This is a genomic window from Nocardia sp. CA-145437 (assembly GCF_050956485.1).
GTDB lineage: Bacteria > Actinomycetota > Actinomycetes > Mycobacteriales > Mycobacteriaceae > Nocardia.
The window spans coordinates 2,877,689-2,895,224 of sequence record NZ_CP191204.1; the positions used below are offsets into that span (position 1 = coordinate 2,877,689).

22 protein-coding genes and 3 tRNA genes are annotated in these 17,536 nt (G+C 66.2%); 10 read left to right on the plus strand and 15 right to left on the minus strand.

What is annotated here, in order from left to right; genetic code table 11:
• Positions 1 to 279 precede the first annotated feature (279 nt).
• From ACQPYY_RS13215 to ACQPYY_RS13245, 7 genes are all read right to left on the minus strand, one after another.
• Positions 280 to 660: an effector-associated constant component EACC1 gene (locus tag ACQPYY_RS13215; protein ID WP_379097203.1), complete on the minus strand. Its 381-nt coding sequence runs from the start codon at positions 658 to 660 to the stop codon at positions 280 to 282.
• 47 nt (positions 661 to 707) lie between these two features.
• Entirely contained in the window at positions 708 to 1,073 is a 366-nt protein-coding gene (locus ACQPYY_RS13220) for a hypothetical protein (protein ID WP_433593948.1), read from the minus strand.
• Between the two features lie 150 nt (positions 1,074 to 1,223).
• A complete protein-coding gene (locus tag ACQPYY_RS13225) occupies positions 1,224 to 2,213 on the minus strand; it encodes a TauD/TfdA family dioxygenase (RefSeq protein ID WP_433593949.1) in 990 nt (329 codons plus the stop codon).
• A complete protein-coding gene (locus ACQPYY_RS13230) occupies positions 2,210 to 2,632 on the minus strand; it encodes an arsenate reductase ArsC (RefSeq protein ID WP_433593950.1) in 423 nt (140 codons plus the stop codon). Before ACQPYY_RS13230 ends, ACQPYY_RS13225 begins: the two co-directional genes overlap by 4 nt.
• A 16-nt stretch (positions 2,633 to 2,648) precedes the next feature.
• Positions 2,649 to 3,365: an aquaporin gene (locus tag ACQPYY_RS13235; RefSeq protein ID WP_433593951.1), complete on the minus strand. Its 717-nt coding sequence runs from the start codon at positions 3,363 to 3,365 to the stop codon at positions 2,649 to 2,651.
• A complete protein-coding gene (locus ACQPYY_RS13240; protein WP_433593952.1) occupies positions 3,362 to 3,739 on the minus strand; it encodes an ArsR/SmtB family transcription factor in 378 nt (125 codons plus the stop codon). Before ACQPYY_RS13240 ends, ACQPYY_RS13235 begins: the two co-directional genes overlap by 4 nt.
• Before the next feature lie 63 nt (positions 3,740 to 3,802).
• Positions 3,803 to 4,333 carry an ArsI/CadI family heavy metal resistance metalloenzyme gene (locus tag ACQPYY_RS13245; protein ID WP_433593953.1) on the minus strand — a complete coding sequence of 177 codons (531 nt, stop codon included), beginning with the start codon at positions 4,331 to 4,333 and terminating at the stop codon, positions 3,803 to 3,805.
• Between the two features lie 102 nt (positions 4,334 to 4,435).
• On the opposite strand from ACQPYY_RS13245, the gene ACQPYY_RS13250 reads away from it, so the two are divergent.
• Complete coding sequence (locus ACQPYY_RS13250) at positions 4,436 to 4,795, plus strand: Rv2640c family ArsR-like transcriptional regulator (protein WP_357289140.1); 360 nt, start codon at positions 4,436 to 4,438, stop codon at positions 4,793 to 4,795.
• 45 nt (positions 4,796 to 4,840) lie between these two features.
• Here ACQPYY_RS13250 and ACQPYY_RS13255 read toward each other — a convergent pair whose 3' ends face one another.
• From ACQPYY_RS13255 to ACQPYY_RS13285, 7 genes are all read right to left on the minus strand, one after another.
• On the minus strand, positions 4,841 to 5,455 hold the full coding sequence (locus ACQPYY_RS13255; RefSeq protein ID WP_433593954.1) for a class I SAM-dependent methyltransferase: 615 nt from the start codon (positions 5,453 to 5,455) through the stop codon (positions 4,841 to 4,843).
• 105 nt (positions 5,456 to 5,560) lie between these two features.
• On the minus strand, positions 5,561 to 6,004 hold the full coding sequence (locus ACQPYY_RS13260; RefSeq protein WP_379097228.1) for a nuclear transport factor 2 family protein: 444 nt from the start codon (positions 6,002 to 6,004) through the stop codon (positions 5,561 to 5,563).
• Between the two features lie 93 nt (positions 6,005 to 6,097).
• Positions 6,098 to 6,170: transfer RNA gene (locus tag ACQPYY_RS13265), tRNA-Gly, on the minus strand.
• A gap of 217 nt (positions 6,171 to 6,387) precedes the next feature.
• A tRNA-Val gene (locus ACQPYY_RS13270) sits at positions 6,388 to 6,462 on the minus strand.
• A 17-nt stretch (positions 6,463 to 6,479) separates the two neighbouring features.
• A tRNA-Gly gene (locus ACQPYY_RS13275) sits at positions 6,480 to 6,552 on the minus strand.
• Positions 6,553 to 6,668: 116 nt separating this feature from the next.
• Complete coding sequence (locus ACQPYY_RS13280) at positions 6,669 to 7,541, minus strand: DMT family transporter (RefSeq protein WP_433593955.1); 873 nt, start codon at positions 7,539 to 7,541, stop codon at positions 6,669 to 6,671.
• A 114-nt stretch (positions 7,542 to 7,655) separates the two neighbouring features.
• Positions 7,656 to 8,144, minus strand: a complete 489-nt coding sequence (locus ACQPYY_RS13285; RefSeq protein WP_357093990.1) for a MarR family winged helix-turn-helix transcriptional regulator — start codon at positions 8,142 to 8,144, stop codon at positions 7,656 to 7,658.
• Between the two features lie 120 nt (positions 8,145 to 8,264).
• On the opposite strand from ACQPYY_RS13285, the gene ACQPYY_RS13290 reads away from it, so the two are divergent.
• The 5 genes from ACQPYY_RS13290 (at position 8,265) to ACQPYY_RS13310 (ending at position 15,036) form a co-directional block, all read left to right on the plus strand.
• Complete coding sequence (locus tag ACQPYY_RS13290; RefSeq protein WP_433593956.1) at positions 8,265 to 8,765, plus strand: DUF1772 domain-containing protein; 501 nt, start codon at positions 8,265 to 8,267, stop codon at positions 8,763 to 8,765.
• Positions 8,766 to 8,995: 230 nt separating this feature from the next.
• Positions 8,996 to 10,741 (plus strand): N-acyl-D-amino-acid deacylase family protein, encoded by a 1,746-nt coding sequence (locus ACQPYY_RS13295; protein WP_433593957.1) that lies wholly within the window; start codon positions 8,996 to 8,998, stop codon positions 10,739 to 10,741.
• Positions 10,742 to 10,904: 163 nt separating this feature from the next.
• A complete protein-coding gene (locus ACQPYY_RS13300) occupies positions 10,905 to 12,128 on the plus strand; it encodes a C45 family autoproteolytic acyltransferase/hydolase (protein ID WP_433593958.1) in 1,224 nt (407 codons plus the stop codon).
• 295 nt (positions 12,129 to 12,423) lie between these two features.
• Positions 12,424 to 13,719: a tyrosine-type recombinase/integrase gene (locus ACQPYY_RS13305; RefSeq protein WP_433593959.1), complete on the plus strand. Its 1,296-nt coding sequence runs from the start codon at positions 12,424 to 12,426 to the stop codon at positions 13,717 to 13,719.
• Positions 13,720 to 13,794: 75 nt separating this feature from the next.
• A complete protein-coding gene (locus ACQPYY_RS13310) occupies positions 13,795 to 15,036 on the plus strand; it encodes a hypothetical protein (protein ID WP_433593960.1) in 1,242 nt (413 codons plus the stop codon).
• Between the two features lie 12 nt (positions 15,037 to 15,048).
• On the opposite strand, the gene ACQPYY_RS13315 is transcribed toward ACQPYY_RS13310, so the two are convergent.
• A complete protein-coding gene (locus tag ACQPYY_RS13315; protein ID WP_433593961.1) occupies positions 15,049 to 15,759 on the minus strand; it encodes a creatininase family protein in 711 nt (236 codons plus the stop codon).
• A gap of 245 nt (positions 15,760 to 16,004) precedes the next feature.
• On the opposite strand from ACQPYY_RS13315, the gene ACQPYY_RS13320 reads away from it, so the two are divergent.
• From ACQPYY_RS13320 to ACQPYY_RS13335, 4 genes are read left to right on the plus strand one after another with little or no spacing between them, the layout of a single operon-like run.
• Positions 16,005 to 16,178 (plus strand): excisionase family DNA-binding protein, encoded by a 174-nt coding sequence (locus tag ACQPYY_RS13320; RefSeq protein ID WP_433593962.1) that lies wholly within the window; start codon positions 16,005 to 16,007, stop codon positions 16,176 to 16,178.
• Positions 16,175 to 16,345, plus strand: a complete 171-nt coding sequence (locus ACQPYY_RS13325) for a hypothetical protein (RefSeq protein WP_433593963.1) — start codon at positions 16,175 to 16,177, stop codon at positions 16,343 to 16,345. The genes ACQPYY_RS13320 and ACQPYY_RS13325 overlap by 4 nt, the downstream gene beginning before the upstream one ends.
• A gap of 11 nt (positions 16,346 to 16,356) precedes the next feature.
• Positions 16,357 to 16,578, plus strand: a complete 222-nt coding sequence (locus ACQPYY_RS13330; protein WP_433593964.1) for a hypothetical protein — start codon at positions 16,357 to 16,359, stop codon at positions 16,576 to 16,578.
• Positions 16,575 to 17,345 carry a hypothetical protein gene (locus ACQPYY_RS13335; RefSeq protein WP_433593965.1) on the plus strand — a complete coding sequence of 257 codons (771 nt, stop codon included), beginning with the start codon at positions 16,575 to 16,577 and terminating at the stop codon, positions 17,343 to 17,345. Before ACQPYY_RS13330 ends, ACQPYY_RS13335 begins: the two co-directional genes overlap by 4 nt.
• Positions 17,346 to 17,536: the final 191 nt, after the last annotated feature.

Below are 17,536 nucleotides of genomic sequence, written 5' to 3' on the forward strand. Positions count from 1 at the left end.
GGGGTGCTGGGACTCGGTGCAGCGCAGAACGTCCGCTCATGCCGAAATGCCGAGTGGCACATGGTGGAGGTGATATTGGACAAAATCCTCCAGGATGTGCCACTCGGCGACGGGATCCGGATGCACTGTAATGCCGCGCCGACCGAACCGGCTGGCACGTGGCGGATGCCAGTCGAGACCGACTGCGGCGCAGAACCATCTGCTGCTGCCGACTTCGTGTGTCGCCGACGAGTCCTAGGGATTCGCCCGAGCCCCTCTTTGACCTCGGTCGGGACAGGACTACGCCTCCTCGATGTGCTCCGGGTCCGGCTTCTGGACCCCGTTGGGGCGGATCTGTTCGAGGGCCTGCCGTACGACGTCCTCGGAGACGTCGCCCTTGACCGAGATTTCCGAGTCGCCGATTCGCAAGGTGAATTTGGTTGTGCGGCTGGCGATCCAGGCTGTCACGCATGCGGTGACCGCACCCATCAACGGCGCGGATTCGACCACCAGTTTGATGAGTTCCGTTGCGCCGAGCGCGTCCGGGACGGGTTCGCCGCTGATCAGGCGTTTGTGGACGGCGCGTAGGTCGTCGTCCACCACGATCGCCTCGAACAGCGAGGCCAGTTCGGCGATGTCGTCGTCGGCGTCGGTGATCGAGATGGTGATCGTTGCGGCCACGTGGATCCTCCCCGGTTGGTCTGTGGCCGCAATTCTAGGGCGAACGGTCAGTGCGCGCGCGAGTGGCAGTGGGGGACGGGAGGATTCGCGCGTCGGATGCAGTACCGTCCCTCCGGGGAATCACCCGGGGGACGGTCCGCACCGTCCGTGCGCCGCTGCCGGCGGTCGCGTTCGATGATGCGCGCCGCCAACCGGACGACGGCCTCCTCGAGCCGCATCCCCAGCGATTCGGCTCGCAGCGCCGCCAACTCCAGGACGAATTCCTCCTCGGTGGAGGCCAGGTCGCTCAGGATCTCGTCGAGGGCCATCCCGTCGATGGCCTGCTCCCGGGTCAGATCCCGCCCCGGCAGCCAGCTGAGCACCCACCGGCTCCCGGCGGGACCGGGAACCAGATGCGCGGTCTCAGGCGTCATGTCACTGGTGATCGCCTGTCCGGAAATACGTAGCGCCATAGCCTTTCACCCCCTCGGAGCTGGACTCCCCGAAAATGTATGGTCCGGCGCTTAACGATCGCTATCGATTTCCTTACCGGGACCGGTCACGTCCCGGAAGGCGCCCGGTGATCAGCCCCGGCGTGGCGGGATCCCCTCGCGCAGCATGTCCTCGACGGTGGCGAAGGAATGGGCGGTGAGCCACAGGCGCAGCAGGTGGCGGCGACGGGCGGGGTCCTCGTGGTCCGTGTAGGCCTCGCGGCTGTGCAGGATCTTCGCGTTGTTGAGGATCTGGATGTCGCCGGGGGCGAATTCCATGGGGAGGTAGAAGGCGGGGTCGTTGGCGGTGTCCTCGAGCATGCGCATGGCCTCGAGTTGCAGGCCGGTCAGGGGCGGGACGCCGGGGTGGCGTTGGGCGTCGCGGATGTACCAGCCGATGTAGAAGATCCGGGGTTCGCCGTTGATGTCATGGATGGCTGGCAGGGTGAAATACGGTGCCTCGCCGGGGGATTGCTCGTCGTTGCGGTCCCAGTGGAAGGGGCTGCGCAGCACTTCGAGGAGATCGGGCCGTTCGGCCAGGATGTGGTTGTAGACGGCCAGCGAGCTCGCGATGCGGCTCTCCCCACCGGTTTTCGCGGGGTTCAAGCACAGCAGCCCGACCAGGTCGGAGCCGTCGGTGTGGAAGTCCTGACGCTCATTGGTGGTGTAGAGCCGCACCGCCGGGCCGGTACGCGGGAGGCGCTCGTCGCGGACGTGGCCCAGCAGGTCACCCGCCGCGTTCTGGCTGACCGGAGTGCCCAGGTGCAGGCCGAGACCGACATAGGCGAGCTCGGTCTCGGCCTCGGTCAGCAGATCGACGGGGAACCGGCGGAGGAGAACGAAGGCGCGGCCCTGCGTCAATGTGACCGTCCACTCGCGCAGCAGATCGGCCAGGCCCGGCAGCGGGAAGTCCTCGCGGCGCAGGTTCGTGGCGTCACGCCCGGCGGCACGGGCCGCGCGCGTGGCGTCGACGATCTCCGCGCGCTGCGCGTCGGTCAGGACGGTCGCCCATTCGGCGGAGTCGCTGAGGTCCGCGCCGCGCCAGACTGCCGGCGACTGCGCGGGTCGGGAGACGGCACTCATCGCGGATCCACTCCTGATGTCCGCAACTCTTCGATGAGTCGTTCCACCCGGGTACGGATTTCGTCGCGAATCGGCCGCACGGCCTCGACACCCTTACCCGCGGGATCGTCGAGGGTCCAGTCGCGGTAGTCGACGCCGGGGAAGTAGGGGCAGGTGTCGCCGCAACCCATGGTGATCACCACGGTGGAGGTCTGCACCGTGTCGGGGGTGAGGACCTTCGGCGTCTGGGCGGTGATGTCGATACCCAGCTCGGCCATGGCCTCGACCGCGGCCGGATTGATGGTGTCGGCGGGCGCGGTTCCGGCCGAGCGGACTTCGATGGCGTCCCCGGCCAGGTGGGCCAGGAAGCCCTGCGCCATCTGGGAGCGGCCCGCGTTGTGGACGCAAACGAACAGGACGCTCGGCGTGACGGAGGTCATTGGTGGGCGGGCCCTTTCACGAAGTCGGAACGTCGAGCGCGGCGCGCTCAGCCGGAGCGGAGTCGGGGTACAGTGCGCCGACCAGCGCGAATCCGAGTGCGGCCCCGAGGAGTTGGGCGGCGACGAACGCCGGCGCCGAGGCGGGCGCGATACCGGCGAAGGTGTCGGAGAAGATCCGGCCGACGGTGACGGCGGGATTGGCGAAACTGGTGGAGCTGGTGAACCAGTACGCGGCACCGATGTAGGCGGCCACCGCGACGGCCGCCAGCGCGGTACGGCCGGTGCGGACCAGGGCGAAGATGACGGCGATGAGCCCGGCGGTGGCCACCACCTCACCGACCAGATGGCCGGTGCTGACCCGGTGATGGGTCGAGATCTGCACGGCCCGCTGATCGAACATGATGTTGGCCAGCACCGCCCCGGCGATGCCGCCGGGCACCTGCGCGCCGATATAGGCGACCATCTCGGCGGTGGTGAGACCGGCGCCGCGGCGACGGCCCGCCCACCAATCGGCCACCGAGACAACGGGATTGAAATGCGCCCCCGACACCGGCCCGAGGATCAGGATCAGGACACCGAGCCCGAACACGGTGGCGGTCGAGTTCTCCAGCAACTGGAGGCCGACATCCTGCGCGGACAGCTGCTGCGCCGCGATGCCGGACCCGACGACCACGCACACCAGCAGTCCGGTGCCGACGAACTCGGCCAGCAGCCGCCGGGTCAGCGCGCTCATCGGACGGCCGCCTCGGGGAGAGCGATGTCCAGCAGCGACGACAGCTGTCGCAGGGCATCGGGCTCGACGCGGTAGTACACCCACGAGCCACGGCGCTCACTCGACAGCAACCCGGCTTCCCGCAGCACCTTCAAATGGTGGGAAATGGTCGGCTGGGAGACGTCGAACCCGTCGGAGATATCGCACACACAGGCCTCTTGGCCGACGTGGCTGGCGATCACCGACAACAGCCGCAACCGCACCGGATCCGACAACGCCTTGAACACCGCCGCCAACTCGGTGGCGGCCGGCGGGGTCAAGGGTTGCCGGACCAGGGGAGTGACCTCACAACCGGGTGAGGTCACCGCGGTGAGCGGCAGTTCTCGTTTCGACACACGTCGATATTGACGGGTGTCGAAGTCGGGTGCAAGCGAACAACCGGCGAACTCACAGCGACGTCAGCCGCAGCAGGACTGGCCCGAAGCGACCGCCTCGGCCTTCGCGGTGCTGCCGCAGCAGGCTCCCTCCGCGGCGGCTTCCTCGGCGGTGCCGCAGCACACCGCCGTGGCCTGCGCATCCGTCGCCGGCTCCCCGGAGGCGAGAACCGGTGCCGTGCCGAAGGTTTCGCTGTCCGCCAGCACGGTGTAGACCTCCCACCGTTCGGCGTCGGGGGCGGTCACCCACACCTTGTCCTGGGTGGCGAAGCAACAGGTGGTGGCGATCTGTTCCTCGGTGAACAGGCCCGCCTCGGACAGGCGGGCGATCTCGCCGTGGACCTGCTCGCTGGATTCCACCTCGACCCCGAGGTGGTTGAGGCTGCCGCCGTGGCCGGGGTTCTCGATCAGGACCAGCTTGAGCGGGGGTTCCGCGACGGCGAAGTTGGCGTAACCCGGCTTGCGCTTGGCGGGCTCGGTCTTGAACAGGGTCGAGTAGAACGCGACCGCCTGATCGAGGTCGTCGACGTTGAGTGCGAGCTGGATGCGGGACATGGGACCGTACCTCCACTTGTGAGACATATGTCGAAGAACTTCTGTGACCGAGTCTGCGCCACCTCTTCGACATATGTCAAGAAGGTCGGTAAGGTTGATCGCATGCCCAAGGCACTACCAGTGATCGACATGTCCGCCCCGGTCTGCTGTGCCCCGGTCGCCGCAGGCCCGGTCGACGACGCCGCCGCGCTCGAAATCGCGCTGCGGCTCAAGGCGATTGCCGACCCGGCTCGGGTGAAACTGCTGTCGTTGCTGCTCACCAGCCCCGCGGGCGAGGTGAACACCGGTGACCTCGCGGAGACCGTCGGCCTGGCCGAATCGACCGTCAGCCACCACCTCGGCCAGCTGAAGAAGGCGGGCCTGATCGAATCGGAACGCCGCGGCATGAACACTTTTCACCGCGCCTACCGCGATGCCCTGTCGGCGCTGTGCCTGGTCCTCGACCCGAACTGCTGCCGCTGAATCCAATCCCAGGGCGGCGTCGATCAGCTGGTCGGTCCTTCGATGTCAGCTCGCCCGGGAGAACACCGCCACCAGAAAGTCCGCGTCGGCGGTGAACGGCCGCAGATCCCAGGTCGACAGGAGCAGATCCGGTGTGAGCCCGGAGGTTTGGGCGTCGGAGAGGAACTGGGTGAAGTCGTAGCCGCGGTCGGCGCCGAACCCGATCACCGCGCGGCCGGTGGGAGCCAGGTGCCGGGCGAAGGCGGACAGGACGGCCCGGCGGGTGGAGGGCGCCAGGAACGCCATCACATTGCCCGCGCAGACGATGGCGTCGAAGTCGGCGGGCACGCCCCGCCCGGGCAGGTCCAGTTCGGCCAGGTCCCCGACCAGCCAGGTGGGGCCGGGGTGGTCGTGCTCGGCCGCGGCGATCAGCACCGGGTCGACGTCGACACCCACCACGGTGTGACCCACCTGGTGCAGGTGGCCGCCGATCCGGCCCGGCCCGCACCCCGCGTCCAGGACGCGGCTGCCGCGCCCCAGCATGGCGTCGATGAGTCGCGCCTCGCCGACGATGTCGGTGCCCTCGGCGGCCAGGTTGCGGAAACGCTCCACGTAGCGGGTCGAGTGGGTGGGATCGGCGGCGATGATCTCCTCCCACTGGCTGGGGGTGCGTCCGCTCATGGTCTGAACCTCCTCGCTCGGGGCGCGTCCGCTTCACTCTGCCAGTCCGGGAATCGATGTCCGGGCGGGGGCTGGCGAGTAGCGGACGCGCCGAGGCTGTCGCGCCTACGCCAGGCGAGTCGGCAGCGGGGCGAGGGTGTAGTTCTGCCAGACGTAGTTGTCCATCTGGTGCTGGTCACCGGAGAGGTTCACGACGCGGTCGACCTTGCCGTCGGCGTTGAAATGCCAGACGAGCGCCCACATGGTGTCGACCTTGCCCTCGCCGGCGGTGGAGTAGCCGCGGTGGATGTCGACGACATATTCGTCATTGGCCTCGAGGAAGAACGTCTCGGCCTTCATCCCCGCGGTCGAGAGCTGGTTGAAGAATTCGACGACCTCGTCGATACCGTGCTTGGTGCCCGACAGCGGGTGGCGGCCGGGAATGGTCCAGCTGATGTCCTCGGTGAGGACGGCCCGCATCCCGTCGAGGTCGTAGCGGGCGTAGGCCTCGAAGAAGGCGGCGATGGCGGCGATCTTCGGATTCTGTTCGGTCACAACGTTTGTCGTCATGCCAACAGGTTATTGCCGAGCTACGGCGGGGAGAAGAATCGATCCGGAATGGATCTGGAACGGATCGTTATCAATTGATCCGGACTTCGGTTGAGCGGATGACGAGATTCGAACTCGCGACCCTCACCTTGGCAAGGTGATGCGCTACCAGCTGCGCTACATCCGCGTGCTCACCCGGCCTTGTGGGCCGATCGGCTTGCGGGACAGAACATTAGCCTATGGGTGGGTGGGTAATGCAAATCGGCTGGAACCGGCGGTGCGGCCCCACCTCTTCGGGCTCGATCGGCATTGTTTTCCGGCGAGTCGGGCTGAGGGAGCCCGACGACGTCGGTACCCGGAAACGCAGAAAGACCCGGCGGTAGCCGGGCCTTTCTGTATGAACGTGGTGCGCGATACTGGGATTGAACCAGTGACCTCTTCCGTGTCAGGGAAGCGCTCTCCCGCTGAGCTAATCGCGCGGGTAAATCCCCCTTTGAGCGGATGACGAGATTCGAACTCGCGACCCTCACCTTGGCAAGGTGATGCGCTACCAGCTGCGCTACATCCGCGTGCTCACCCGGCCTTGTGGGCCGATCGGCTTGCGGGACAGAACATTAGCCTATGGGTGGGTGGTTAATGCAAATCGCCAGGAAAACGGGCGATTTCGGGCATGTCGCGGTGCCGGTCAGTCGGTCTCGGGCAGCGGGTCGGCCAGCGGCGCGGCCTGGGCGCGGGAAAGGCGCACCGCCGCAACACACATGACGACCACCGAGAGAGCGACGAAGGCGGTGCCGACCGGACCGGACCGCAGCCGCTCGTCGAGGACGGTCATGCCGAGGAAGGCCGCGCCCAGCGGCTCGGCGACGGTGAACGCGGGCAGCGAGGCCGACAGCGGACCCACCTGATAGCCGCGCTGTTGCAGATACAGACCCAGCAGGCCGCAGGCGGCCAGGACGTACAGCTCCCAGCTGGTGAGGGCGGTTCCGACGCTGATCGTGAACAACTGGGTGACGTTGTCGGTGAGGGCGGCCGAGACGCCGAAGAGCAGACCGGCCGCGCTGCCGAGCAGCAGGGCTTGCAGGGTCGGCACGCGCACGGTGGTAGCCACCACGATGCTGACCGCGATGACACCGGCCGCCAGGCCCAGCGGCAGCGCCCAGCGATGCCAGGGCGCCTCGGTGACCCCCTCGGTCGGTTCCCCGACCACCAGGAAGCACGCCAGCGCGATCGACAACGCCGCGGCCTGCAACCACATCACCGTGGTCACCCGCCGCCCGCTGTAGTGCGCGGCCAGCGGCAGCGCGAACACCAGCGCCGTCACCAGGATCGGCTGCACCACCAGCACCGAGCCCAGGGCGAGCGCCGCCACCTGGAACGCGAACCCGCCCGCGTCGCCGATCACCCCGGCCACCCATCGTGGACTGCGAATCAGATTGGCCAGCAACGCATCCCCTTGGGGGACATCCGCCGCCGCCCGTTGCTGCGCCACCGCGGACACGGCGAACAACACCGCGCCGATGAATGCGCACACCACCGCTGCCACAGGTAGGTTTCCCACCTGGTCAAGTCTGCCCGACAAGGTCGTCCAGGTCGGTTGGCGGGGCCGTCGAACGGGGCCCGAAATCGGCGGTCGAACCATCGGGCGCTGCGGCCCGGCCCCCGTGGACCGTGGTCAGTCGATCTCGTCGGCCCAGGCTTGGAGCCCGGCCAGAAACCCTCGCCGCTGCGTCGGAGTCAGCCGCCCCATCGCCCGCAGCAGCGCGTCCGACCGCCGGTTGATGAAGGTTGCCACGTCGTCGCGGCGATCGTCGGGCAGCGACAGCAGGGTGCGGCGATTGTCGGCGGGATCGTTGTGCCGGCGTAACCACCCGGCTCGGTTCAGCTCCCCGGCAAGCTGACTCGCATTCGTCAGGCTGATGCCGAGCCGGCGGGCCAGATCGCTGACGCTGAGACTGCCCGCCGCCAGCACCTGCGCGAGTACCGCGCCGTGCCGATTGCCGAGCCCGCCCGCGTCGAAGGATTCGCGCAACGCGGCGGGCATATCGCCGTGGGCGCGCCGGAAATGCGTGGCGATCAGGGGTGCGAGCGCCTCCAGTTGCCGCTGGTGTTCCGCACTCACCGGTGCGCCCGCGGCGTCCGCCGCTCGCTGTGGCCGAGGCACGAACCCCTCCCATCGATGTCGTACTGCGGTCTTGACAGATCCAGGATACAGGTTCGAAGATTTGAACTATTCTGAAAACTGAACCAATAGGAGACGGTGCTCTCCGCGAAAGGCTCACCCATGCGCACTCGACTGCTCACCGCGGCCGCCCTGCTCACCACCGGATATCTGTGCGGCGCCTTCGGATACGGATTGATCAATGTCGCGCAAGCGTTCAAGACGGTGCCGCTGGACGTGCGGTTCACCTTCCATACCGCGCTGATGAAGGTCAACGGCCCCGTCATGCAATCGGCGATGGGCTTGGCCGCCCTCACCTCACTGCTGCTGGCGATCTACAGCGGGGGAGTCGTGCGCCGCTCGGCCGCAACGGCTTTCGGCCTCGTGCTCACGTCCTTCGTCATCACCCGATTCGGCAATGTCCCGATCAACGGCAAGATCAAGCAGTGGGCCGTCGGCCCCCGTCCCGACGACTACGCGCAGATCCTGCACCGCTGGGAGCTGTTCCACATCGCCCGCACCGGCACGGCGCTGCTGGCCTTCCTGATCATCATCGCCATCGCGGTCTTCGCCCGGCCCGCTCCGGCGGACCGGGATCAGACAGTTCTGTCCGCCCCCAACTGAATTCGCGCGGCCGGGGCGGCGATCTGCCGCGGCGCGATCTGCTCGGCCGCCAGGTAAGCCCGCCGCCACCGCCGAATCCTCCTGGGCGCCACCATGATTTCCGGCCTGGGACCCCGTGGCGGAGCAAATTTCGCCACAGGTCGTAGCGGATTTGGCCGAATCGGATATCGCTGACGCTGTGTCTAGTTAATCTGTGCGGTGTTAGTGAACCTGGAAGGCTAGGATCTCGCGTGAGCTACTCACTCATCATCGAGAACGGCACCATCGTCGACGGGACCGGCGCCGAGCCGTACACCGGCGATATCGCCGTCGAGAACGGGCGCATCGCCGCCATCACCCCACCGGGCCGGCTCGCGGACACCGAGGCGGAGAACCGGATCGACGCGAAGGGGCTGCTGGTCACCCCCGGCTTCGTCGACATCCACACCCACTACGACGGCCAGATCACCTGGGATCCCCAACTGACCCCCAGCTGCTGGCATGGTGTGACGACCGTGGTGATGGGCAACTGCGGGGTGGGGTTCGCGCCGGTCACGCCCGAGAAGCGGGAGTGGCTGATCGGCCTCATGGAAGGCGTCGAGGACATTCCCGGCGCCGCCCTCTCGGCCGGAATCCGCTGGGACTGGCAATCCTTCCCGCAGTATCTGGACGCGATCGACCGGCTGCCGCTGGCCGTCGACGTCGGCACCCAGGTCCCGCACGGCGCGGTGCGCGCGTACGTGATGGGGGAGCGCGGCGCGAAGAACGAGGACGCCTCACCCGAGGACATCGCCATGATGGCCAAACTCGTGCGCGAGGGCATCGAGGCGGGCGCCCTGGGCTTCTCGACCTCCCGCACCATCGTGCACCGGGCCATCGACGGTGAGCCGGTTCCCGGCACCTTCGCCGCCGAGGAGGAGCTGTTCGCCATCGGCCAAGCCCTGGCGGACGCGGGTGCGGGAGTCTTCGAACTCGCCCCCGCCGGCATCATGGGCGAGGACCTCGCCGCGCCCGACCGTGAACTCGCCTGGATGGTGCGCCTGGCCGAACAGACCGGCCGCACCGTGAGTTACGGCCTGCTGCAACACGATGGCGCGCCCGACGACTGGAAGCGGCTGCTGGACACCGCCGGTGCGGCCTTCGAGGCCGGGATCCCGATCCGCCCGCAGGTCTCGGCCCGGCCGCTGGGCCTGCTGATCGGCCTGCAGACCTTCAACCCGTTCTCGTTCCGTCCCAGCTATCAGGCCGCGGTCGAACGCGCGGGGCACAGTCTCGACGCCCTGGTCGCCGAACTCCGCGATCCGGTCCTGCGCCGGACGATCCTCACCGAGGCCGACCTCCCCGACAACCCGATGGCCTTCGTCAGCATGGGTTTGGACCGCACCTTCACCCTGGGCGATCCGCCGGACTACGAGCCGGATCCGGCGGCCGGCCTCGCCACCGACGCGGCCCGTGCGGGCATCGAACCGTTCGAGTACATCTACGACCAGCTGCTGACCCGCGACGGCACGGCCCTGTTCTACCGTCCGCTGCTGAACTATTCGGGCTTCACCCACGACCCGATCCGCGAGATGCTCATGCACCCGGCCAGCGCGGTCGGCCTCGGCGACGGCGGCGCGCACGTCGGCGCGATCTGCGACGCCTCCAACACCACCTACCTGCTGACCCACTGGGCGCGCGATCGTTCCCGGGGCGAGCGGATTTCCCTGCCGCTGGCGATCCGCAAGATGACCCTCGACACCGCCCAGATGTACGGCCTCGATGACCGCGGCGTCGTGGCGGTCGGCAAGAAGGCCGACTTCAATGTCATCGACTTCGAGGCCCTGCGCCTGCTGCCGCCCACCATGGCCCATGACCTGCCGGCCGGCGCCCGCCGTCTGCTCCAGCGCGCCGAGGGCTACCGTCACACGATCGTGTCCGGTGAGGTGGTGCTGCGTGACGGCGAGGACACCGGGGCCCGCCCCGGCGCTCTGATTCGCTCCCGGCGCGGTAACTGACACTGCGGGCTCGGCGTGTACGGGTCAGACCGCGCGGAGTCTGGCCGGTATCGATCACGGTGCGCGGTAACCGAATCAGGTGACAGACGCCCTGATTGCGATCTTCGCGGGAATGGGTTGCGATACGTTTGCTGAACAGGATTCGGCAACCGGGAGGTTCGCGATGATCTCTGAGGATTCGTATCTGCTCGCCCCGGTCGTGGGCGATTTCATGTCGGTGCGGGCGGTGACGGTTCGCGGCGGGGACGAGGAGATCGGCGCCGATCTCGCCCGGCTCGGCCGCTCGGACTTCGCCGCCCGGATCGCGCCGTACAGCGATCCGGCGTACGCGCAGGCCCGGCGCATCTATTTCGAACGCAATCATCCGGCGCTGGCGGCGCGGGCCCGCGGTGTGGCGTCGGTGTTCGGCGTTCCGGTCGACGGCGACGAATTCGACACCACCGCGGTCGGATACGACGTCCCGGGCGGTCCGGCGTGTTCGGCGGTGTGGTTCCCGCCGTCGATCACCACCACCGGGCGGCCGCTGTTCGGCCGCAATATGGATTGGTTCCCCCTGCCGCTGAGCGCCACCACCGGCATGGCGCCCGGTCCGGACGAGCACCCGTCCTGCTCGCGGACGGTGCTGATCACCACCCTCGGCGAATCCGGCCGCGCGGTGGCCCAATTGGGCTGCCACGACCTGATCAACCCCGGCTACGACGGTGTCAACGACGCGGGCCTGATCATGGCGCTGCTGGTCGATCACACCGCGCCCGGCAATCCGGGCACCAGCGGCGCGGGCTTCCTCGACCACGGCCTGTCGTCGATGCAGCTCGTCGGCTACGTGCTCGCGACCGCGACCACCGTCGCCGAGGCCAAGCGTGCGCTGCTGACCCAGCACATCTTCGTGCCGGTCGCCGAAAGCCAGCATTGGCTCATCGCCGACGCCCACGGCGCGGCCACGGTCTTCGAGATCGACCGCACCTCACGCCAGTACCGTTTCACCGACGCCCCCGGCGACGCGCCGTTCATCATCACCAACCACGCCCTGCACACCTATCCGGGTATCGACACCTTCCCGCAGGTGGATCCGGGACGCGAGCACGACTCCTTCGTCCGCTACCGCATGCTGGCCGACGCCATCGCCGCGCACGACGGGCTGTGGGGCCCCGACGATGTCGACGCCCTGCTCGATGTCGTGCTGTGCGCTTTCGTCGACAACACGGCCGCGGGCATCACCGGCGGGCTGCCCGAGCGCACGCTGTGGAACTACGTGGCCGACCCGGTGGACCGCAGCTACCGGTTCCGATTCCACCAGCGCGATCTGGGCCCCGAACCGGGCGCCAACCACATGCGGGTGCAGCGCACCGACCACCTCGACTGGAGTCTGGACAAGGCGCTGGCCTGACTCGGAAATGCAGAAAGGCCCGGCGTGAGCCGGGCCTGATCTGTATGAAACGTGGTGCGCGATACTGGGATTGAACCAGTATCGCGCGGTGCGACGCCACATGCTTTGAACAGTGAAAATAGCTAGCTACCAGTATCTTTCGCGGACATCGCCGATTGCGCTGGTGGTCAGGAAGGTGCATCGATACACTTTTCTCAGTTCACGTTGAGTTCAGTTGGACTGTCGGCAGATTCAGTAGACGTGAACTCAATCTGAACTGAGATCCGGAGACCGTGCGAGTTAGGACGGTGGTGGCATGGTGCGGGGGAAGGGGAGGCAAGACCGGAAGTCCGGCACCTTCGGATCGGTCGATCGCCTTCCGAGCGGGCGGTATCGCGCGCAGTACTTCGGACCGGATGGTCGTCGTTACAAAGCGCCGACCAACTTCCTCACGCAGCAGGACGCACGGGCGTTCCTGTCGGTTGTGCAGGCGGACATCATCAAGAAGGCGTGGCAGCCGCCCGGCGTCGAGGTCGCCGAGGAAGTGAAGCTGACGTTCGAGGAGTATGCCGAGCGTTGGATCAAAGAACGGGATCTTGGCGACCGAACGCGAGAGGACTATCGAGATTGGCTGGATAGTCACATCCTTCCGGTTCTGGGCCGCTATCCGATCGGCTCGATCGAGGAGAGCGATATCCGGCTGTGGTACGGCAAGCTGAACCCGGATACGCCGACCCTACGAGCGAGGGTGTATGGGTTGTGTACAACGATCTTCAACACGGCGCTCACGGACAAGAAGGTTCCCGTTCACCGAAATCCGTGTTGTATCAAGGGCGCTGGAAGCGCGCCGAGGGCGAAGGTGATCCGGCCGGCGACTCTCGGCGAACTCGAGACAATCGTGATGACCTTGCCGCCGCGATTCAAGCTGATGGCGCTGCTCGCAACCTGGTGTGCCCTGAGGTTTGGTGAACTTACTGAGCTTCGTCGCAGTGATATCGACCTTCCACGGAGAAGGATCTACGTCCGGCGCGGTGTTGTTCGTCTCAAGAGCAAGACGCGAGGTATACCGGTCCGGAAGGTTAAGTCTCCCAAGTCTGACGCCGGCATCCGGGATGTTTCCATTCCGCCGCATCTTATCCCCGTGATTGAAGACCATTTGCGTGATCACGTGGGTGCCGGACTTGCCGCGCTTCTGTTCCCGTCGGTGACTGATGACACGGAACATCTTGCCCCGTCTACATTTTCACGCCACTGGTACCGTGCGTGCCGCGTTGCGGGACGCTGGGTTGAAGGAGACAGCGACGATCCGGATGGCAAGGATCATGCCGACCTCACCTTGCACGACCTGCGCCATACCGGCGCGGTACTCGCGGCTCTCACCGGCGCGACCCTGAAGGAGCTGATGGACCGCCTCGGGCATTCAACTCCTGGTGCCGCGATGCGCTACCAACACACAGCCAATGACCGGGATACCGCGATCGCGGTCGCTCTCTCGAAGTTCGTTGAGCCCGAGTCTGATATCGATGATCCGGGCAATGGTCGAGCGACGTTGCGGCCTGCCCGCCGACCCCGGCCGAGCGGTTCCGGCTCCCGAAGGCGGCCGCGGTCATGATGAGGAAGCCATGCATGCAATCTTGAAAATGTGTCGGCATTCCATGTTGTACTGGGGCGGCATGGGGAGGCACGGATGAATGTAACTGGACAAGAGCTCACTCGGCCGAATGAGCGCCTGAACCAGCTCATTACCAAGCTTGGCGTTGGGAACAAGACGGTTGCTCGAAAGATGGTCGAGTGCAGTGCGGCTGATGGGGGAGAGCCGGTCAGCCCTGGCGGTAGCACAATCGGGCGTTATCGGTCAGGTGTTCATCGGCCGAACGCCCGCAGCGCAGAAGTGCTCGCAGCGGCGCTGAGCGAGTTTGCTGGTCGGCCGATCGCTTTGGAGGAAATCGGCTATCCGCCTAAGAATTCCGATCGAGTCGAGTCCGGCTTGCTTCACGGTGGTTACCTGGGCGTTAGTTCTGGGCTCATGCCGTTCACGTCCGATGTGATCGATCCAGCGTTCGTTGACCATCTGCGGTTCCTGCTGGATGAGCACGTCCGGATGGACGCGCTCACCGGCCCTCGCTACGTCCTCGATGCGCTGCGGGGTGAACTGGCTGTGGTTGAGGAGCTCTGCGGGAAGGCGCGAGGGGGTATGAGACAGTCGTTGCTTGAGGTTGGTGCGCGTTTCAGCGAATTCGCTGGCTGGCTGTTCCAGGACTCGGGCGACCTCGAAGCGGCCATGTACTGGTCGAATATCGCGATGGACTACGCCGAGGAGCTGGGAAGCACCCACCTAACTTCCTACGTATTGATGCGGAAGAGCAATATCGCGACGGATCGTGGATACGCCGCGAAAGGGCTGGGACTCGCGAATGCCGCTTTGCGGCGCTGGGACCACATCACTCCAGAGCTGAGAGCCGTCGCTCTCCGCCAGCTGGCGAACGCGCACGCGATGATCGGTGAGGTTGACGATTGTCGCAGGGCGCTCGACAAGGCCATGGCCGAAGCTCTGGAGATCGACCCGAATAGCCCCGGAAACCTGGCGAAGTACTGCACGCCGTCTTACATCGAGATGGAGGCCGCGCACAGCTGGGTCCGCTTGGGCGAGCCGGGGCGTGCGATTGAGACCTACGCTTCAGGTCTGGCCGACTGGCCGACCTCTCAGCGTCGCGATCAAGGACTCTGCTCGGCCCGGATGGCTTCCGCATGCCTGGGTGCCGGTGAGTTCGAAGAGGCGACTCGGGCGGCAACACAGGCCACGGAATTGTTCCGCTCAGCACCGTCCGCTCGATCCCTGGCTGTCCTGCGCGACCTTTCAAAGCGAGCGGGAACAATTCGTGGTGATGCTGTCAGCGAGTTGAAACTGACTCTGTCGCAGGTCCTGTAGTGGAAATCGGCGTTATTTGGTCAGTGCTTCGAGATGTTGCTTGAACGACGCCGATAGTGATTCCAGCGCTCGCTTTCCTTTTTCTGCGGTACCCAGTGACGGGAATCCGATAACACCACTCTGGGTGTATTCGGACATGCCCTTCAGAAGTAAGAATCTTCTGTCGTCGACCCGCCAATCTGCGCGATCGTAACCGGTGCGAAGAAGTTCCGGTGCGATGTGAAGAAGTACGGAGGTCTCCAGCTCGCCGGCATGCATATCCTCATGGGCGTTTGTCTCCATGGCGGAGTCGGCGCGTGCTTGATTCCAGTCGATCGGCAGCGGGAACAGGGTCATTCGGCGTTCTGTGGCGTTGGCTTGCTGCGCGATGTTCTGCAAGACGTAATTACCGCCATGGCCATTGACGAGAACGAGATGATGGATACCGGAAGAATGGAGCGAGTCGGCTATATCGTCAATGATTGCGATCAGGGTTGTCGTCCGAATGCTCACCGAGCCAACGAAATCAGAATGCTCGTGGGAGAGGGACATCGTGATCGGCGGCAGTAGGAACAGGTCGTAGTCGTCAGCGATCCGCTTCGCGATTGCGCATGCGACCACAGTGTCTGTAGTCAGCGGGTGAAACGCACCATGCTGTTCGAAACTCCCGATCGGTAGCACGGCGACGGTGGGCTTCTGCGCTTGTACGTCCGCAGATGTCGCGCTCGGTAGCAGATGTTCCACGCGCACCAACATACCGCCCGTGTCAGTGGAGTACCGGCACTCCGGCAAAGGGGTGTACGGGGGTGCACGGGTTCGGGGGTGCACACCCTTGGCGTCTTGTGTGCTCACTACTGCACCTATGCCTTCGCGAGTTCTTCTGTATCTCAACGGGTTTCAGCGCCCGAGGATCACAGAAAGGACTGATCATCTTGACAAGGTCGAAGAAGCGCAGGGGAGGCGAAAAGCCCAGGTCGAGCGCCACGTATATGCGATTGCAGGAAGTAGCCGAGCTCTTCGGTGTGCACGAAGTCACCGTGCGCCGTTGGATCTCCGCAGGTCGGCTGACCGGTTACATGGTTGGGCCGAACACGATCCGAGTGCATCGCGATGAGGTTATGGCCTTGCCGCATCCCATCCCGACGGTTGGAGGTGCGGCATGATCCGGGTTTCCTTCCTGCTGATCGTTGTGGTGCTGGCGCTCACTGTGTTCGTGCCTCAGGCTGCGGTGTTTCTGCTGATGGCGGTGTTCTTGCTGGGTGTCGTCGGTGTCGTTTGGACCTACTCGGGTCCGTTCGGCGGGAGGCGGCGGCGGGGCGGTCGGCGATGAACGACTATCTGATGTTCAGAGATCATGACCGGGCGGGCGTGCCGATCTCCCCGTTGGCGCTCGCGGTGTTGATCCTGCTCGGCCTGGTGTTCGCGACGGGCCTGTATGCGGGTGTCCTGCTATTCGGGGCCCGTGAGGGTTTGCCGACGACGGTGGTGACCTGTCCGGCGCCGGGGACGGCGCAGGTGGCGGTGTGGCCGCGGGAGTGCCCGCGTGAGGCGGTGACTCGATGAGTGAGCCGCAGATTCGGTTGCAGGCGTGGGAGACCCGCCTGGAGGAGTTCATCGCCCAGCAGTACGGGTTGTCGTTCGACACGGTGGGCCGGGCGATGGGCCGGGGCCCGCGGGCGGCGTCGGATTTCGCCCGCCGGTTGAAGAAGCTCGGACACGCCGACGTGGCCCGGATCGACTACGGGTCGCGCGGGCCGTGGCGGAACTCGACGACCTTCGACGAGTCCGACGTGGTGCCGCACGGTCCGCTGTGGTTGTCGCTGACCCGCGCGACCGCGTGGGGCTATTTGGAATTCGATCCCGGCGAGTGGACCCCGAAGGCGTCGACGGCCGCGCACCTGACCGCCGTCACGGAATTGCGGTTGGCGCTGACCGGTCTGGACACCGATCCACGGGTGTGGACGAGTGAGCGACTGTTGCGCCGTCGGCTCCGGGGCGAGTCCGGACGACCCGAGGTCCATATCCATGACGGCTGGTTCCGGGACTTCGCCGATCCGGACAAGGTGTGGGCGGTCGAGGTCGAGCTGTCGCGCAAGTTCGGAGACGGCCGTCTGACGCGGGCGATTTCGGCGGCGCTGGACGCGGCCGACCGCAACGACTTGGCCGGCGTCGTGTACTTCGTGCGCGGCGAGGGCCTGCGGCGCGCGGTTGAGACGGCCGCGACGCGGATTGCGCACGACCGCAACGTCGATCGGCTGCCGAATCTCGAAATCCATGATCTGGACGCCACGGTTGCGCGTGGCATGCAGCCGCGAGAGCAGGTGAGCTGAGATGACCGATTGCGTTCCCTTGATCACCCCGCTGGACTGCGGAACCGCCGCGGTCCCGACCCCGGGGCTGACGTCGGCGCTGCCCGTGCCCGGATCACCGCAACCGCTGGTGGTGAGTTCGGTTGCCCCGCAGACTCCTTCGCCGGACCGGTTCGAGAATTCGGAGCTTCCGGGCGGGTGGCGGGCCCCGG

Coding starts and splice junctions, on each gene's coding strand:
- ACQPYY_RS13220 (WP_433593948.1), bottom strand. CDS start 1,073: ATGACGCCTGAGACCGCGCATCTGGTTCCCGGTCCCGCCGGGAGCCGG.
- ACQPYY_RS13225 (WP_433593949.1), bottom strand. CDS start 2,213: ATGAGTGCCGTCTCCCGACCCGCGCAGTCGCCGGCAGTCTGGCGCGGC.
- ACQPYY_RS13230 (WP_433593950.1), bottom strand. CDS start 2,632: ATGACCTCCGTCACGCCGAGCGTCCTGTTCGTTTGCGTCCACAACGCG.
- ACQPYY_RS13235 (WP_433593951.1), bottom strand. CDS start 3,365: ATGAGCGCGCTGACCCGGCGGCTGCTGGCCGAGTTCGTCGGCACCGGA.
- ACQPYY_RS13245 (WP_433593953.1), bottom strand. CDS start 4,333: ATGTCCCGCATCCAGCTCGCACTCAACGTCGACGACCTCGATCAGGCG.
- ACQPYY_RS13250 (WP_357289140.1), top strand. CDS start 4,436: ATGCCCAAGGCACTACCAGTGATCGACATGTCCGCCCCGGTCTGCTGT.
- ACQPYY_RS13255 (WP_433593954.1), bottom strand. CDS start 5,455: ATGAGCGGACGCACCCCCAGCCAGTGGGAGGAGATCATCGCCGCCGAT.
- ACQPYY_RS13260 (WP_379097228.1), bottom strand. CDS start 6,004: ATGACGACAAACGTTGTGACCGAACAGAATCCGAAGATCGCCGCCATC.
- ACQPYY_RS13290 (WP_433593956.1), top strand. CDS start 8,265: ATGCGCACTCGACTGCTCACCGCGGCCGCCCTGCTCACCACCGGATAT.
- ACQPYY_RS13300 (WP_433593958.1), top strand. CDS start 10,905: ATGATCTCTGAGGATTCGTATCTGCTCGCCCCGGTCGTGGGCGATTTC.
- ACQPYY_RS13305 (WP_433593959.1), top strand. CDS start 12,424: ATGGTGCGGGGGAAGGGGAGGCAAGACCGGAAGTCCGGCACCTTCGGA.
- ACQPYY_RS13310 (WP_433593960.1), top strand. CDS start 13,795: ATGAATGTAACTGGACAAGAGCTCACTCGGCCGAATGAGCGCCTGAAC.
- ACQPYY_RS13320 (WP_433593962.1), top strand. CDS start 16,005: ATGCGATTGCAGGAAGTAGCCGAGCTCTTCGGTGTGCACGAAGTCACC.
- ACQPYY_RS13325 (WP_433593963.1), top strand. CDS start 16,175: ATGATCCGGGTTTCCTTCCTGCTGATCGTTGTGGTGCTGGCGCTCACT.
- ACQPYY_RS13330 (WP_433593964.1), top strand. CDS start 16,357: ATGTTCAGAGATCATGACCGGGCGGGCGTGCCGATCTCCCCGTTGGCG.
- ACQPYY_RS13335 (WP_433593965.1), top strand. CDS start 16,575: ATGAGTGAGCCGCAGATTCGGTTGCAGGCGTGGGAGACCCGCCTGGAG.